This is a genomic window from Amorphus sp. MBR-141, from assembly GCF_053628695.1.
The window spans coordinates 122,804-139,212 of record NZ_JBRJGW010000013.1; the positions used below are offsets into that span (position 1 = coordinate 122,804).

15 protein-coding genes are annotated in these 16,409 nt (G+C 68.4%); 8 read left to right on the forward strand and 7 right to left on the reverse strand.

Going from position 1 to position 16,409, the window contains the following annotated elements:
- Nucleotides 1-169: 169 nt before the first annotated feature.
- A complete protein-coding gene (locus tag ACSSVZ_RS17690; protein WP_453972043.1) occupies nt 170-1,543 on the reverse strand; it encodes a CoA transferase in 1,374 nt (457 codons plus the stop codon).
- On the opposite strand from ACSSVZ_RS17690, the gene ACSSVZ_RS17695 reads away from it, so the two are divergent.
- The 5 genes from ACSSVZ_RS17695 (at nt 1,542) to ACSSVZ_RS17715 (ending at nt 5,183) form a co-directional block, all read left to right on the forward strand.
- Nucleotides 1,542-1,883 carry a hypothetical protein gene (locus ACSSVZ_RS17695; RefSeq protein ID WP_453972044.1) on the forward strand — a complete coding sequence of 114 codons (342 nt, stop codon included), beginning with the start codon at nt 1,542-1,544 and terminating at the stop codon, nt 1,881-1,883. The two genes, ACSSVZ_RS17690 and ACSSVZ_RS17695, sit on opposite strands and share 2 nt — an antisense overlap.
- Nucleotides 1,884-1,885: 2 nt before the next feature.
- Nucleotides 1,886-2,170: a putative quinol monooxygenase gene (locus tag ACSSVZ_RS17700; RefSeq protein WP_453972085.1), complete on the forward strand. Its 285-nt coding sequence runs from the start codon at nt 1,886-1,888 to the stop codon at nt 2,168-2,170.
- 321 nt (nt 2,171-2,491) lie between these two features.
- Nucleotides 2,492-3,316 (forward strand): ABC transporter ATP-binding protein, encoded by an 825-nt coding sequence (locus ACSSVZ_RS17705; protein ID WP_453972045.1) that lies wholly within the window; start codon nt 2,492-2,494, stop codon nt 3,314-3,316.
- Nucleotides 3,313-4,101: an ABC transporter permease gene (locus tag ACSSVZ_RS17710; protein ID WP_453972046.1), complete on the forward strand. Its 789-nt coding sequence runs from the start codon at nt 3,313-3,315 to the stop codon at nt 4,099-4,101. The genes ACSSVZ_RS17705 and ACSSVZ_RS17710 overlap by 4 nt, the downstream gene beginning before the upstream one ends.
- 74 nt (nt 4,102-4,175) lie before the next feature.
- On the forward strand, nt 4,176-5,183 hold the full coding sequence (locus ACSSVZ_RS17715) for an ABC transporter substrate-binding protein (RefSeq protein WP_453972047.1): 1,008 nt from the start codon (nt 4,176-4,178) through the stop codon (nt 5,181-5,183).
- A 101-nt stretch (nt 5,184-5,284) separates the two neighbouring features.
- On the opposite strand, the gene ACSSVZ_RS17720 is transcribed toward ACSSVZ_RS17715, so the two are convergent.
- The 5 genes from ACSSVZ_RS17720 to ACSSVZ_RS17740 form a co-directional block, all read right to left on the reverse strand.
- A complete protein-coding gene (locus ACSSVZ_RS17720; RefSeq protein WP_453972048.1) occupies nt 5,285-5,719 on the reverse strand; it encodes a pyridoxamine 5'-phosphate oxidase family protein in 435 nt (144 codons plus the stop codon).
- Between the two features lie 126 nt (nt 5,720-5,845).
- The gene (locus tag ACSSVZ_RS17725) at nt 5,846-6,958 is read right to left on the reverse strand and encodes a hypothetical protein (protein ID WP_453972049.1); all 1,113 of its coding nucleotides are present in this window, start codon (nt 6,956-6,958) and stop codon (nt 5,846-5,848) included.
- Nucleotides 6,959-7,067: 109 nt separating this feature from the next.
- Nucleotides 7,068-7,688, reverse strand: a complete 621-nt coding sequence (locus ACSSVZ_RS17730) for an Isoquinoline 1-oxidoreductase subunit (RefSeq protein ID WP_453972050.1) — start codon at nt 7,686-7,688, stop codon at nt 7,068-7,070.
- Nucleotides 7,689-7,699: 11 nt separating this feature from the next.
- Nucleotides 7,700-8,218, reverse strand: coding sequence for a (2Fe-2S)-binding protein (locus ACSSVZ_RS17735; protein WP_453972051.1), 519 nt, complete (start codon nt 8,216-8,218; stop codon nt 7,700-7,702).
- Nucleotides 8,215-10,998 carry a xanthine dehydrogenase family protein molybdopterin-binding subunit gene (locus tag ACSSVZ_RS17740; RefSeq protein WP_453972086.1) on the reverse strand — a complete coding sequence of 928 codons (2,784 nt, stop codon included), beginning with the start codon at nt 10,996-10,998 and terminating at the stop codon, nt 8,215-8,217. Before ACSSVZ_RS17740 ends, ACSSVZ_RS17735 begins: the two co-directional genes overlap by 4 nt.
- A 346-nt stretch (nt 10,999-11,344) precedes the next feature.
- Between ACSSVZ_RS17740 and ACSSVZ_RS17745 the strand changes: the two genes are divergently transcribed.
- Nucleotides 11,345-12,325, forward strand: coding sequence for a helix-turn-helix domain-containing protein (locus ACSSVZ_RS17745; RefSeq protein ID WP_453972052.1), 981 nt, complete (start codon nt 11,345-11,347; stop codon nt 12,323-12,325).
- 596 nt (nt 12,326-12,921) lie between these two features.
- Here the strand turns inward: ACSSVZ_RS17745 and ACSSVZ_RS17750 are convergent.
- Nucleotides 12,922-13,383, reverse strand: coding sequence for a MarR family winged helix-turn-helix transcriptional regulator (locus tag ACSSVZ_RS17750; protein ID WP_453972053.1), 462 nt, complete (start codon nt 13,381-13,383; stop codon nt 12,922-12,924).
- A gap of 51 nt (nt 13,384-13,434) precedes the next feature.
- Here ACSSVZ_RS17750 and ACSSVZ_RS17755 point away from each other — a divergent pair, with 51 nt between their 5' ends.
- Nucleotides 13,435-14,289: a p-hydroxycinnamoyl CoA hydratase/lyase gene (locus tag ACSSVZ_RS17755; RefSeq protein WP_453972054.1), complete on the forward strand. Its 855-nt coding sequence runs from the start codon at nt 13,435-13,437 to the stop codon at nt 14,287-14,289.
- A 5-nt stretch (nt 14,290-14,294) separates the two neighbouring features.
- The gene (locus ACSSVZ_RS17760; protein WP_453972055.1) at nt 14,295-16,394 is read left to right on the forward strand and encodes an acetate--CoA ligase family protein; all 2,100 of its coding nucleotides are present in this window, start codon (nt 14,295-14,297) and stop codon (nt 16,392-16,394) included.
- The last annotated feature ends 15 nt before the right edge of the window (nt 16,395-16,409 follow it).

Sequence of the window (16,409 nt, forward strand, 5' to 3'; positions counted from 1 at the left end):
CGGATCGACGCGATCTGAACGCAGAGGACTTTCTCAAAGCATTGATTCTGGCGCCATTTCTGATCGGGCGGGTAAGTCCACCTGACCGGAAAGGGCTCCAGGCCGGGGATAGACCAGAGATGCGGGGCCGGCGCAATCTGCCAGGCAGCCCGGGCAAAGGAATTCCCCCTCACCACACCGCCGGAGACGTCCCCAGCCGCCCCGCCGGACGCTCCCAGCGCATCGGAGCGCCCTCGACGCCGAGCGGCGGTGGCAGCCGGCTGGCAGGCCCCCAGCCGGTCTGCTCTTCGGTGCCCCGCGCAAAATCCTCCGGTGCCATTGCGGTCATCGGCGTCGCATCCGCAGCGACGGGGAGCGCGACGAGCAGTTCCGCCACCCGGGCGAGCGAGGTGCGCCACGTCGATCCGCGTCCGGTGTTCCGGCGCACCGTCAGGCCCCTGACCGCACAGGCCGCCATCAGGTAGCCGGCGGCATGATCGAGGGCCTGCACCGGCAGCGGCGTCGGCCGCTCCGCCTGAAAGCGGCGCATGCCTTCCGCCGCGATGCCCGCGCTCATCTGCACGAGGCTGTCGAAGCCGCGCCGCGCCGCCCAGGGGCCCGTCCAGCCATAGGCATCGAGGGACACGTCGACCAGGCCGGGCCGGATGCGCTGCCGCTCTTCTGTGCCGAACCCCAGCCGGTCGAGGGCATCGGAGCGATAGCCGTGGACGAGCACGTCGGCGTCGCGCAGAAGCCCGGAGAGGACGCCACGGCCCTCGGGGCTGGCGAGGTCGAGCCGCGCGCAGCGCTTGCCGAGCGTCACGTCCGGCAGCACGCCGGGCTCGTCCCACCACGGCGGATCGAGCCGCAGCACATCGGCGCCGAAGCCGGCGAGCGAGCGGGTCGACACCGGCCCCGCCAGCACCCGGGTGAGATCGAGCACGCGGACGCCCGAAAGCGGACGGCCGGGCGGCCGCGGCCGGTGCAACCCCGGGCCCTCGCTCCCCTCCTCCCGCCAGATCAGCGGCTCGGCGGCGACGGCCGCGCCCTGGGGATGGGCAAGCCATTCTGCCCGCGTCCGCATGGCGGCCGCGCAGCCGCCGGCCGCGACGACGGCCGTCTCCAGGGCATCCGTCTCCCAGCCCGCCACCGCCCGCCCCACGGCATCGCGGTCGGCGTCCACGCCCAGCACGGACAAGGCCGCCTTGCGGTGGTGGGGGGCATTGGTGTGCAGCCGGATCCAGCCGTCGGCGGCCGGGTAGTCGCCGGCCACCGCATCCCAGGACGATGGCCGCTCCCATCCGTCCGGCCGGTACGACGTCGCGAACCAGTGGGACGCCAGGCGGCGGTCGACGGTGACCCCCGGCACCCCTCCGGCCTCCCCCGCCATCCACTCCGAAACGGCCGCGCCCAGCGCACCGACGGCCGCGGAGGCAAGGTTGCTCACGGCATAGGCGGACGGCAGGTCGCCAGCACCGGCTTCACGGACATCCGGCAGGGCTGAATCGCCCGCAAGGGCCGACCAGATGAGCGGCAGACCGTTGAAGATTCCGTGATCGGCCATGGCCGGACTCCCCGTTGCGCGTGTCCGCGCCACCGAAGGCCGGATCCGGCAGGTCGTCAATCCTGGCACGGTGGATCAGCCTCTGCCGTACGCCATGAGCGCCCGCATCGCTCCATCCGACCGGCGGCAGGGCCGATTTGCCGGCGAGATCTGGACCGTCGCCGCAACCGTCGGACGGCTGCATTCCTGCTTTCCTGTCCCGACCCTGTGCCGCTATCGTGCACCCTATACGGTTGTTCCGACCCTGTTGCCGGAACCTCCGGTGCACACGCGCCCGCCTCTGCACCGCGACGAAGGCGAGCCCGATCGAGCCGGGCTGCACGACAACCCGCAGGAGTGACCATGTTCTGTGTCTGCGTCACGTTCGAAGTCGCGCCCGAACACCACGATCGGTTCGTCGATCGCGTCCGCGCCTTTGCCAAGGACAGCCGGAAGGAACCGGGCTGCAACAGGTTCGATGTCTGGTGCGAGCACGGCCAGCCCGGGGCGCTCTTCCTCTACGAGAACTACAAGAGCCGTGACGCCTTCGATGCGCACCTCGCATCCCCCCACTTCGCGGTGTTCGAAAAGGACGTAACGCCGTATCGGCGCAAGCTCACCATCGTGACCTGGGACACCCGGATCTGATCAGCACCGTCCTCTGCGCGGGCACACCTCGGTTCCCTCGATCAGGCCGCGCGCCAGTTTCCCTCACCACCACCCTTGAGCCGACGCGCCTGTCCGTTGCATGAGGTAACCATGGATACCTCTGCGGGCATGCCGGGCACCCGCACACGACGAACGACAGAATTTCTGCCATGTATGGCCCGCCGACGGTTGACCAGACGGTCGCAGACATGACGAGGGGCCTCTTCCGGCATGACGCGTGACCGAGATGAAGCGACCGACGAACAGGGGGCACCAACCATGCGGGCAGCCGCAGGCAAGCACTTGGAGGACACCGGGGACATGAGCCAGCACCCTCGGGACGAGGCGGTTCGCTTCACCGACATCGCCATCGAATTCGACGTTGCCGGAGGCAAGGTCTTCCGCGCGGTGGAAAACGTCGACCTGACGGTCGGCGCGGGCGAATTCGTGGCGATCGTCGGGCCGACCGGGTGTGGCAAGTCGACCCTCCTCAATGCCGCCGCCGGGCTGCTGAACCCGGCGAACGGAACCGTGGCGATCTTCGGCTCGCATATCCCGGGGCTGAACGAGAAGGCGGGCTATCTCTTTCAGCAGGACGCGCTGATGCCCTGGAAGACGGCCATCGAGAACGTCGCCATCGGGCTGGAGATCAACGGCGTGCGCCGCGCCGACGCGCGTGCCCAGGCCCTGGCCTGGCTCAAGCGGGTGGGGCTGGAAACCTTCGCCGAGCGCTATCCGCACATGCTCTCCGGCGGCCAGCGCAAGCGCGTGGCGCTGGCGCAGGTGCTGATCCGCGATCCCGAGATCATCCTGATGGACGAGCCGTTCGGCCCACTCGACGCGCAGACCCGGCTGATCATGGGCGACCTCCTGCTGCGGCTCTGGTCGGAGAACCGCAAGGCCGTGCTGTTCGTCACCCACGACCTGGAAGAGGCCATCTCGCTGTCCGACCGGGTCGTCATCATGTCGACCGGGCCGGCCGCCCGCATCATCGGCGACTTCCCGATCGACCTCGAGCGGCCGCGCGACATCGGCGAGATCAAGCTGGAGCCCGCATTCCAGGCGCTGCATCGCGACATCTGGCATTTGCTGAAGAAGGAAGTGCTGAAGGCCTATCCCGGAATGTCCGTGGGAGACACCGAATGAACCGCGCACTTCTGCTCACCCTCCAGATCGGGGTGGCGGTCGCCACGATCGCCGCGTGGTACGTGGTGTCGAGCACCGATCTGGTCGGCGATCCGTCCCAGACCGCCTTCTTCTTCTCCACGCCGATCGACGTGGCCCGGCAGATCTGGGATTGGTTCGCCAGCGGCACCATCTGGTACCATCTCTGGATCACCCTCTCGGAAGCCGCGCTCGCCTTCATCATCGGCGCGCTCGCGGCCATCGTCATCGGCTTCTGGTTCGCCCGCCAGCCGCGCCTCGCCGCGGTCTTCGACCCCTACGTCAAGGGCGCCAACGCCCTGCCCCGGGTCGTGCTGGCGCCGATCTTCACGCTGTGGTTCGGCCTCGGCATCTGGTCGAAGGTCGCCCTCGGCTTCACGCTGGTGTTCTTCATCGTCTTCTTCAACGTCTACCAGGGCGTGAAGGAGGTCGACCGCACCGTGCTGTCAAACGCCCGCATGCTCGGCATGAGCGAGCGCCAGCTGCTGCGCCACGTCTACATGCCCTCGGCGATGTCCTGGGTGTTCTCGTCGCTGCACACCTCGATCGGCTTCGCGGTGGTCGGCGCGGTCGTCGGCGAGTATCTCGGCTCGGCCGCCGGCCTCGGCTATCTCATCCAGCAGGCGGAAGGCATGTTCGACGTGGCCGGCGTGTTCGCCGGCATGTTCGTGCTCGCCGCCTTCGTGCTGGTGATCGACTTCGGGGTCACGCTGGTCGAGCGCCGGCTGCTCGTCTGGCGCCCCGAGCCCGGACAGACCCACCGCTAGAAGGGGTGGATTTCACGTCGTCCGACCTTAAAGTGTGGCCGGACATGAAGTTGTTTCAAAGGGAGGAAATCACCATGAAAACAATCGGAAAGCTGATCGCCGTCGCCGCCGCGGTGGTGACGATGGGCGGCGCCGCGGCAGCCCAATCCAAGATCACGCTGGCCATCGGCGGCGCCGGCTGCCTGTGCTACCTGCCCACCGTGCTCACCAAGCAGCTCGGCAATTTCGAGAAGGCCGGCCTCGACGTCGAGATGGTCAACTTCAAGGGCGGATCCCAGGCGCTGAAGGCCGTCATCGGCGGCAGCGCCGATGTGGTTTCGGGCTACTTCGACCATACCGTGGCGCTCGCCGCCAAGGGCCAGAAGCTCAAGGCCATCGTCGTCTACGACCGCTATCCGGGCCTGGTCATCGTCGTGTCTCCGAACCAGACGGGGAAGATCAACACCGTCGCCGACCTCAAGGGCAAGACGGTCGGCATCAGCGCCCCCGGTTCCTCGACCGACTACTTCCTGAAGTATGAGCTCCAGCAGGCCGGCCTCGAGCGCGATGCTGCCGCCGTCATCGGCGTGGGCCTGGGCGGCACCGCCATCGCCGCCATGGAGCAGGGCCAGATCGATGCGGCCGTGATGCTCGATCCGGCGGTCACCATGCTGCAGACGAAGTATCCCGACCTGAAGATCCTCACCGACACGCGCACCGAAAAGGACACCCGCGCGGTGTTCGGAGGCGACTATCCGGGCGGCGCCATCTACACCAAGGCCACCTGGATCGACGAGCATCCGGAAGAGGCCCAGGCCCTGGCGAGCGCCGTCGTTGCCACCTTGAAGTGGATCCACAGCCACACCCCGGAAGAGATCATGGAGCAGATGCCGGCGGAGATGGTCGGCAATGACAAGGCGGCCTATCTCGCCGCCCTGAAGAACACGCTGCCGATGTTCTCCGAGACAGGCATGATGGATCCGAAGGGTGCCGAGGCGGTGCTGAAGGTGTTCAGTGCGGGCGATCCGGCGGTCGCCGCCGCCAACATCGAGATCACCGACACTTACACCAACGCGTTCGTGGAAAAGGCGAACGCGAAGTAGCGGCCGCACCGGCCGACGAACGGACAAAGGGGGCCACGCGGGCCCCCTTTTTCATTTCAGGCGCTGTGGCCGGCCTGACGCAGCCTCAGGCCGCGCAGCGATCAGACGTTCAGCTCGCCCTCTTCCATGCCGTTCCAGTAGTGGATCCGGCTGGCGTGGACCTTGATCAGGACGATCCCGGGGGTGTCGACGCCGTTGGGAAACCACTCGTCGAGATCCTTGGTCCAGCGGTCCTTGAAGGCCGCGCGGTCGCGGATCAGCTCAGCCTTGCCCTCGATGGAAATGAAGACCCGGCCGCGGCCCAGGAAGCCCTTGGACCCGACATAGGAGAGACCCACGTCCGGCGTGCGCTCGATGTCCTCGATCGTGCGGGTGCGCTCGGAGGTGAAGAAGTAGCTGTCGCCGTCGTAGTCCACCTCGCGGTTGTTGCTCATCGGCCGCGCCGCGATGGCGCCGCCCTCGGTGCGCGTCGACAGCATCGCAATGTCGATGTCGCGCATTTCCTTGGAAAGGTCTGCCAGCGTCATTTCTGCCATGTCCGTCTCCTCATCCTTGCAGTGCCGCCACGACGGGCGGCTTGGCTGAGGTATGAGAAGCTCTGAGACGGGCAGGAGTTCCGGACGGCCCCGAGAATGGGCCGTCGCCAGCTCGGGCCGGGGCGCCTACGGCAGGTCGGACAGGGACGCCGGCCCCGGTCCCGTTTCCGTGTGGGTCGGCCACTGGTGCGAGCCGAACGGCACCTTCGGCGGCAGATGGGCCGCCATCCCGCGCGCCTTCGTCTGCGCCACGATGGAATCCCGCGCATCGCCGCCCATCAGCTCGTAGTCCATCAGATAGCGACTGCCGAAAAAGGTCTCGCCGACGGTCCGGTCGGCGATGATGCGGGTGAGCGCATCCAGCATGTCCTCGGGGGTCGTGGTGAAGGACACGGTCTCGATGAGGATGAGGCGGGAATTGATGTCGTCCGGCTCGAAGAACTGGGCGAGCACGCTGTAGAGGACGTTGTTCTGGCGGGCCACGTAGATGGTGTTGCTGGCGGCATAGACCTTCGCCCAGTCCGGCCCGAGCTGCTGCTTCCAGTCGGCCAGCACACCCATCCAGTGCCTCACCTGGGTGTCGGCCGCCCACTGGATGTCGAGTTTCAGCCGAGCCTTCTGGCTCTCCGCGAACGCCGCCACGTCGTCGAAGCTCACCACCTTCGCGGCAGTCACCTTGTCGATGAAGGCGATGTTCTCGGCGATCAGCGCACGGTTGTTGGCCCGCCACGCCTCCGGCATGCTGGTGCTGTCGAGGCTTTCCAGCGCCGCCTCGAGCCGCACCCGGTAGGCCAGCATCTGGGGCTGCCAGGAGGCGTCGTCCGCCTTGCCGATGTGCGGACCGACCACCACGGCGAGCGCCATCACGCTGTGGCCGACCGACTTGAGGAGCTGGTAGACCTCCGGAACCGGAGGTCCTTCCAGCGGCGGCTGGCCGGGCCGGTACAGGATGAACCGGCCGCCCGCCCCCGAGAAGAGGCCGAGGATCACCGGGTTCTGCGACAGGATGCTCGCCTGCACCAGCTTGCCGGCGGAGCCGTAGAGATCGAACATGCCGGTGTTGAGCGCCAGCACGTTCTGCCTGGCGACCTCGGCAGCCGCCGGGATCGTCGCCCCGACGATCACCTCCATGTAGGCGGGAATGCTGCTCTGCGCCTGTGCCGTGCCGGCGCCGAGGGTGACCGCGCAACACAGCGTGGTCGACAGCAGGGCGCGGCGCAGCAGGGTCGTGCGGGTCATGGATGTCCTCCGAGATCGGCGCGCAAGGCCGCCGCTCCGTTCGATCGACGTTGCCGGGCCCGGCGGGATCGCCGCGCCCATGTGGTTCGGCGGTGGCCGAACCGCGTGTTCAGGGGCAGGCCGCGCCGCTGTCCACCCAGGCCTGGACCAGGGCCTTGGCCTGCTTCTGTGTGCCCGGCGCGGGCGTGCGCCCCTTGCCGGGCGCCCAGGCCCAGCCAACCAGCGTGTCGTCGCCGATGTGCGCGATCAGGTCGTGTACGGAGCGGCCGCCATTGCGCGCCGGATCCTTGATCTGCGCGCAGATCTCCGAGACGGTCCGCCCCTCCCAGGCCATCGTCGCCGGCGCGAGATGCCAGCCCGGGTGACCCGGAACGCCGGCCGGATCGAAATTGGCGTCGCGGTGGCAGGTGGCGCAGCGCATCGCCGGCAGGCCCATGCCGTCGGCGCCGCGGAACACCGGAGGCTGGTGCAACCGCGCCTCGTCGCCCTGCCGGGGCCGGTCGGTCGCCGGATGGCAGTTGGTGCAGCGCGGATTGGTGAGCACCTTGCCGAGCTCGGTGAAGTAGGCGGCCGAGCGCACCGCCGGATCGGCGATGGCGGCAAAGCTGTCCGGGGACGCAAGCGTGGTCGCCGCGGTGGCAAAGACGCTCTGGCTGGCGATGCCGCCGGTGAGCACGCTGACGGCCAGCACCAGCGCAACCGTTGCCGCAGACCACCTGTCGATCTTCATGGCTGGCCGCCTCACGAGGTCAGGAAGCGGGCAGGATCGGAGAGGATCACGTCGCGCACCGCCTGATGGTATTTCACGTAGCCGGAGCACCGGCACAGATGCCCGTCGAGCGCCTCGCCGACGACGCGCTCGACATCGGCGCGGGCGATCGGCGCCTTCTCCAATCGCTCCAGAAGCACCTGGCCCTCGTTGAGGAAACCCGGCGTGCAATAGCCGCACTGGAACGCGAAGTGCTCGATGAAGCTCGTCTGCAGGGGCGTCAGCCGGCCATCGACGGCGTGGCCCTCCACGGTGCGCACGTGCTGCCCGTCGAAGGCCACGGCGGGAACGATGCAGGTGGGCGTCGTCGCGCTGGTCCCGTCCGGCTGATCGACGATCACCGCGCAGCTCAGGCATTGCGCGGCGCCGCAGCCGAACTTGGTGCCGGTCATGCCGAGCACCTCGCGCAGGAAGTCGTTCATGGTCAGGTCGTCGCGCACCGCGACGGGGCCGTGGGGCCGGCCGTTGATCGTCAGCGAGATCGTGGTCATCCGAGCACCCCCTTGATCATCGCCTGCGTGACCGGCAGCGACTGGAACCGATGGCCCGTGGCATCGTGGATGGCGTTCAGCAGCGCCGGCACCACCGGGATCATCACCACCTCGGCCATGCCCTTGGGCGGTTCGCGGGGCGACAGCGGCGGCAGCACCTCGATTTCCAGCGCGTGCAGCGGCAGGTCGGAGCCGCGCGCCACCAGGTAGCGGCCGAGGTTCCACTGCCCGTTGCCGGGGCCGTCCTCGAAGGGCGGCAGATCTTCCAGCAGCGCGTAGCCGACGCCCATGGCGAAGCCGCCCTGCGCCTGGCCGAGCACCACCTCGGGCACCAGCACGGTGCCGCATTCGAACACGCTGTAGGCGCCGGCGATGGAGAGCGCTCCGCTGGCACGGTCGATCTCCACCCGCACCACCGTGCCGCACATGGAGGCGAAGGCGGTGCCGATGCGGTTGTAGGCGGCGGGGGGGAACGCCACCGCGGTGCGATCGAGGCGCTCGAACCCGCCGACCCCGCGCCGCACCGCCAGCGCATCGATGTCGGCGGTCCAGTCCTCTCCCGGCAGCGCGAAGGTCGCCTCCGCCCACGCCCAGCGGGAGAAGGCGTGCGTCATCGCGCCGGTCACCCCGCCCTGCTCATGCGCCCGTGCGGCGATGGCCTCGAGCGGCAGCGGCGACAGCCCGGAGAGGATCAGCATGTCGCCCTGCCAATAGGCATCGGCCCACTGCCGGCTGCGCGGATCTGCGGGCGCAATGTCCCAGAGCGACAGCGCCGCCGGCCACAGGCCGAAGCGGAACACCACGCGCGCCGCCTCCGCCGCCGCCTGGGTGCCGACATGGGCTCCGATGGAGGCGCTGGTGGCCGAAGAGATCGCCGGCACCCAGCGCGGATCGCGCGCCGCCGCGTCCTGGGCGGCCTGGGTGATGGAGTACGGGTCGCCCGAGGTGACGATGCCGAGCGCGTCGAACACGTCGATCTGCGCCACGGTGACTTCGTCCGCGCGCCGGCCCACATGACCGGCGACCCGGTTGGCGAGCGCGGTGCCGATGCCGTTGCCCATCTCCACCGCATCGCCGTGGATCGCGACCCGCCCCTCGGGGTCGATGGTCACCAGGCCGAGCGAGCAGTCGGCGCCGGTGCCGTAGTCCTTGGCCGCGCAGGCAACGCCGGTGCCGACGAGGACGCCGGGCCGCGCCTGCGCCGCGTGAGCCGCGCGGTCGCGCCACAGCGCATGGGCCTCCAGCTTGTCGAGGATCTCGGGCGCCCGCACCGCGACCGAATAGGGATTGCCGGTCATGGTGCGTCCGCCGGTCTTCAGCGCGTTGCGCCGGCGCAGCTCGATCGGGTCGAGCGGCAGCGCGGTGGCCACCTCGTCGATCAACGTCTCCAGCGCCGTCATGGTCTGCAGCGTGCCGTAGCCGCGCATCGAGCCGGCGGTCACGCCGCGCGTGTGCTCGGCCACCGTGGTGACGTCGACCTTCGGCACGTCGTACATGCCGATGGCACCGGTCGCGCCCACCACCGCGACGCTGCCCGAGTAGTTGGCAAGGCCGCCGCCGTCGAGCACGTGATCTGCGGCGAAGGCACGGATGCGGCCGCTCGCCCGGTCGACACCGATGTGCGAGCGCATCGAGAACGCATGGCGCTTCACGCCGCCCTGGAACTGCTGGAAGCGGTCGTGGGCGAGGCGGACCGAACGGCCGGGGAAGAACATCGCCGCCAGCGCCACGTACAGCGGGAAAGGCGTGTGGTCGCGTCCACCGAACCCGCCCCCGACATAGGCGAATTTCGCCGCGATCTGCGCCGGCCGGAAGTCCGGCTGCGCCTTGGCGAGCAGGACGCCGAGCGCCTCGGCCGCCTCGAACGGCGACTGCACCCCGAGCACGATATCGAGCACCCTGGCTGCCGGATCGTACCAGGCGAGGCCCGCCTCGGGCTCCAGGAACATCGGATCGACCGACTGGGTGGCGAACTCCCGCTCCAGCGTCAGCACGGCGGGATCGTCCGCCGCCAACTCGGCGCGGATCGCCTCGCCGAAGCGTGCACCCTTGGCGTAGTCGCCGCCCTCGGCGACCGGCAGCGGCTTCCATATCGGCCGGCCGGAGCTCTCGGTGAAGCCCGGGCTCACCCATCCCTCCTGGATCGGCGAATAGACATCCGGCGCGTCCGGCGTGGGGCCGGCGATCCGGGTGTAGCGGAACGCGGCGTAGTTCGGCCGGGTCTGCGGACCGGTCTCCCGGCCGAACCGCAAGAGCCCGTGGTCGCGGAAGGAAAGCCGCGCCCGGTCGAAGGCGTCGAAGCTGTCGAACAGCAGAAGCGCCACCGGCTGGCCGAGATAGAGCGGCGTCTCGCCCTCCGGACACATGAGGTCGCCGGCGTAGAAGGCCGGGACGGTCAGCCCGGCGCGGGCGACATCGGCTGCCGTCACCACCTCGTTCGGCGCGGCGGCAGGATCAAGCCGGCCGAGATCGAGCCCCTCATAGAGATGCGTCGCATCGTTCGCGCGCACCAGGAGGGCGTGACAGGTCTCGCCGGGCCAGCCGGGCATGTCGGCGGCGCGAAAATCCGAGGCATAGAGCTTGGCGCCGGTGACCTTGGCCATGCCGTCGACGCGGCCGACCGGCGGCACCTTCACACCCACCCCCGGCAGGGTCTCGTGGGCGAGGAAGGGCTGCGGCCCTTCGGTCGTCAGCGCCTGCGCCGCCCCGAAGCGGGACAGCGTGAGCACGATGCCACCGACAGTCCCCATGGTGAGCAACTCGCGCCGCGACGGCCGCATCATGCGTTCTCCCGAGATGACCGTAAGGTCAGAAAACAAGGCAGCGGAGGATATGGCAGGAAGATTTCTTGAACCGGAGCTGCGGGCAGACCCCGGCCGACTTCCCGGCGGGAAGCTGCCCAGGTCTGTGACTGCGGAGTATCGACCTGTGCCTCACTGTTCATCGAACAGGGAGGTTGCTTGTTGTTTCGCGACGCATGGCAAGAAAGCCGTAGCGCCGCTGCCGCGATTATTTTAGATCTGTTCCAACACTAGTCGCTTTTTTGTTGGATCGATAGGCATGGCGTCTCAGTCGAAGGGTCCCGCACTTGATCGTGCGTCTCCGCCTGGGAACGGCGCGATCGACGTGGGTCCGGGAGGCCCGACCGAGCGATCCACCTGCGGCATCCAGCCCAAGGAACGACTGGATTACTGGCGCCATGCGGTGCTGCATCGCGCCGAGCCGCTCATCCCCGCCGAGGAGACGCGCTCTTCCGGCCGGATGACCCACATCGCGGGACGCGACTGCGATTTCGTGGATCACGCTTCCGACGCCATCCACGCCCGTCGCGACCTGCGACGTCTCCGGCGCGACGACTGCGACGAGATCATCGTCAGCCTCGTCGGACGGGGCGGCTTCACCCATTACAGCCACCTGATACGGCACAAGCTTCGCGACGGCGACCTCTGCGTGTCCGACGTCAGCCGACCGATCGAGCCGGATCGTCCGCGTCACCGCGACATCACCCTGACCTTCCGGCGCGCGCGGCTGGCGGAACTGCTGGACGGCGATGTCTCCACGCTTGCGGGAAAAGTGCTGCCGCGCAATGGCATGTCGGCGCTCCTGAGTTCGCACATGCGCCTCCTCGCACTTGAAGCCGCACGGCTGTCGCCTGCCGAACGGGCCGCAGCGCTGGAAGCGGCCGCCCAAATGGCGTTGCTGGCGCTGCAGGCAGTGCTCAGACGGCCGGCCGAGCCGGAGCGATTTCCGCACGGCCTCTACGCGGCAGCGCTTGCCGTCATCCGGCAAGAGTGCCGTGCGCCGGATCTCGATCCGGCGGCCGTTGCCATCGCCCTCGGATGCTCCCGCGCCACCCTCTACAGGATCTTTGCCGGTCGCGAGGCGAGCGTGTCGGAGACCATCTGGGGAGAGCGCCTGGAGCACGCCTGCCGCATCCTGACGGCGCCGGAGCAGGCGGGCGACTACATATCGGACATCGCGTTCCGGTGCGGCTTCATCGACATGCCGACCTTCAACCGCATGTTCAAGCGACGCTTCGGCAGGACACCCGGCGAAATGCGCCACCAATCGGGCGCCCCGGCCGAACCGGCCGAGCCACACGCGTAGCGGCGGGGCCGCGGCTGCCGCGTTCGCCCGTCGAAAGCCCTGACGAGTGCTTCGCCGTGGAGCCATGACACGCGAGCGGGTCGAGGAAGGGTGGATCCTGGCTCTCCGCCCGCTTCACCCAAGACAAGGAAGGGCGATCGCGGCTTGTGAATTCAGGCCGCTCAGAGCTGAATTCACCGTGATTGGCCCCATGCGCACCACCTGAGCGGTGGGATCGAGCTCGTCGCGCCGGGCACTCAGCCGCAAAACGCCGGTGAATGTGCCTCGCGCCGCCCCGCGCGGCGTCAAGAAGCCTCGGCCGAATATATACGTATGCCTTATATAATGCCGCCGACCCGGGGACACCCGGATTCGGAGCAGGCGGCGCTGGATCTCGCTTGAATGCGGCACCGCCGGCGGGGGCGCCGGGACCTGCGTCGCCTTGCGGCAAGCCCCCCGGCCCTCCAGCCGCGCACCTCTCACGATGGCGCGCAAACCATCGACGGCGACGCCGATCGGAGGCGCGCCGGTCCGTTGAGCCGATCGTTCAGCGCAGGCCCTTCACGCCTTCCATTCGAAGAAGCTTCGGAATCAACCGAACTCAAAGATATTGATGCTCACGCATGCGATTTCTGTCCTTCGAAGACACGAAAGGTCAGCCGCCGCAGCATCGCCAGCTCCAGATCGTCGAGCCCCGCGAACGCTTCGTCTTCGATCCCATCCACCATGGCGTCGCAGTCCTCGACCACCGCCCTGCCCTTGGCGGTCAGGTCGATGCAGCGGATCCGGGCATTTGTGGGGGCCGGATGGCGCTCCAGCAGCCCCCTGCGCTCCAGCGTCAGAATCGTTCCGTTCATCGTCTGGGGGGTGACGTAGAAGCGGCGCGACAGCTCCGCCGACGACATCGATCCGTTCGACTGGACCATCGACAGGATCGAGTAGTGGAGCCCGGTGAGCTTCAGCCGACGGAGCTGCTGCTCGATCTTCGCCCGGATGGCGTGGGCCGTGATGTACAACAGGAAGACGCTTCTCGGGCGAAGGCTCCGACGATCGAGAAACGGCAGGTTGTCGATTGACATTATAAGGATTCCTGTTATCCAACGGATGAGACATCTAAGGGAATCTGATACATGACGAGCGTTGATAGCAACTCCAAAGATGCCGCCTTCGGCGAGAATGCCCTCCTGGAAATTGCCGACGGCATCGCGTGGGTTACGCTCAACCGCCCCGACAAGCGCAATGCGATCAGCCCCGGCATCGTCCGGGAGATGAATGCCATCCTCGACGAGGTCGAAAGCAACGACGCGGCGAAGGTGATGGTGATCACCGGCGCAGGCGACGCGTTCTCGGCCGGCCAGGACCTCAAGGAGTATTTCCGCATCCCCGACACGTGGCCGGCGATCGAGCGGGAGCGGCTCTACCGCGCCAACTCCCAGTGGCAGTGGCGCCGGATGATGCACTTCCCCAAGCCGACCATCGCGATGGTCAACGGCTGGTGCTTCGGCGGCGCCTTCCAGTTCATGATCGCCTGCGATCTCGCGCTGGCGTCCGAGGATGCCACCTTCGGCCTGTCGGAAATCAACTGGGGGATCATCCCGGCCGGCATCGTCACCAAGTCGGTCTCCATGGTGATGAACCAGCGCGACTGCCTCTACTACATCATGACGGGCGACACGTTCGACGGCACCAGGGCCGCCGAGATGGGCCTGGTCAACTTCGCCGTGCCCAAGGACGACCTGCGCGCCCGCACGATCGCGCTCGCCGAGAAGCTGAAGGAGAAGAACCCGGTCGTCCTGCGCGCCGCCAAGTCCGCCTATCACCACGTCCGCACCATGAACTGGGACACCGCGAACGAGTACCTCATGGCCAAGCACGGGCAGACCGCGGCCATCGACCCGGAACGCGGGGCGGAAAAGGGCATGAGCCAGTTCCTGGACGACAAGAGCTACCGGCCCGGCCTCGGCGCCTATCGCAGGGAGGACTGACGGACATGACGGACCGCCCTGCCCCGGCCACCGGCCTCGCGCGCCTTCTCAACCCGTCTTCGGTCGCCATCGTCGGCGCGTCGCCGAAGCCGTTCTCGCTCGGCGGGAATGTGCTGCAGAACTTCCTGAGCTTCGGCTTTCCGGGTGATCTCCATCTGGTGAACCCGTCGCACAGCGAAATCTCCGGCATCCCCTGTGTGGCGACCATCGACGAGCTTCCGGAGAACGTCGACCTCGTGGCGCTCATCGTGCCCGCGGTCCACGTGCCGGAGGCGATCGAGGCCTGCGCCCGCCGCAAGGTCGGGTCCGTGATCCTGTTCTCGGCCGGCTTCGCGGAGACCGGCGACGAAGGTCGTGCCATGCAGGACCGGATCGCCAAGGTGGCCCGCGAGGCGGGCATCGCCATGCTCGGTCCGAACTGCATGGGGTTCGCGAACTTCCTGCGCAGCACCCCGGGCACCTTCGAGCCGCTGGCCTACACCCCGGCCACCGGTCCGGGCGCCGCCGTGATCACGCAGAGCGGCGCGATGATGGGCAATCTGCGCATCGCCCTCCTCTCGCGCGGGGTTCCGGTCAGCTACGCCGTGTCGACCGGCAACGAGGCGGTGACCACCGTCGAAGAGGTGATCGCCTATCTGGTGGAGGATCCCCAGGTCTCGCAGTTGGTCGTGTTCGTGGAACAGCTGAAGAAGCCCGACCTGTTCCTGAAGTCCGCGCTGCGCGCCCGCGAGCTCGGCAAGCCGCTCATCGTGACGCATCCGGGACGCAGCGAGCGCTCGCGCGAGGCGGCCAAGTCGCACACGGGGGCGATTGCCGGCGATCACGCGGTGATGGAGCTGTTCGTCCGCAAGGCAGGCGTGATCCTGGCCGAGGGGTTCGACGAGCTCTTCGACATCGCGACGATCTGCAACCGCTTCCCCTCCGCCGCGGTCTCCAACGTGGCGCTGATGACGAATTCCGGCGCGGTGCGCGGCTTCACCCTCGATTTCTGCGATGCGCTCGGCCTGCCGATTGCGCCGCTGCAGCCTGCGACCATCAAGGCCCTGGCGGATATCCTTCCGAGCTTCGCCACCGTCGACAATCCGCTCGACATTACCGCCCAGGGCATGAAGGAGCCGAACCTGTTCGGCGACACCACGGAACGGCTGCTGGCCGATCCGGGCGTCGATGCCGTCGTGGTTGCCGTGATGGGCGGCTCGACCGCGCAGATCATGAACAAGTGGCGGTCGCTGCGGCCGCGCTTCGAGACGGCGGAGAAACCGGCGGTCTACGTGGTGCTCGGCGACGAACATCCGATGCCGCAGGAATTCCTCGACGAGCTCGCGGACAGCCGGACGCCGTTCTTCCGGTCTCCCGAACGCGCCTTGCGCGCCTTCGCGCGGATGGCGGAGACGCAGGCGGTCTCGCAGACCGATCTCGTCATCACCCCTCCGACCGACCCGCGCCCCTCCCGCACGCTGTCGGAAGCCAGGGGCAAGGCGCTGCTTCGGGACGCGGGCTGCGACATCGCCGATTTCGTGCTGGCGACGGATCGCGAAGCCGGGCTGCGCGCCGCGCAGGACGTCGGCTACCCGGTGGTGCTCAAGGCGCAGGCCGACCTCCTCGCGCACAAGAGCGACGTCGGCGGCGTGAAGATCGGCATCGACGGGCCGGAGGCATTTGCACGGGCCTGGGACGAGATGCAGTCGGCGCTGGCCAAAAACGCGCCGGACCTGACGCTCGACGGGCTGCTCGTCGAGCCACAGGCCACGCGGCCGGACGCCGAGCTCATCATCGCCTCGCGACGCGACCCCCAGTGGGGGATCGTGCACGTCGTGGGCATGGGCGGCGTCTGGGCGGAAACGCTGAAGGATGTGCGGCTGATCGCCGGCAACGCGACGCCCGCCGAGATCGAGGCCGAAATCCGCAGGCTGCGGTCGGCGCCGATGCTCGTGGGCGGCCGCAACCTGCCGCCGCTCGACGTCGCCGGCGCGGCGGCCTTCGTGGCCCGGCTGGGCACCTTGCTGCACGACAGGCCCGACATCGTCGAGATCGAGGTGAACCCGCTCGCGCTCTATCGCGACCGGATCGCCATCCTCGACGTCCTCGTGACCGTGGAAGCATAGAAGACGGCGCACGGC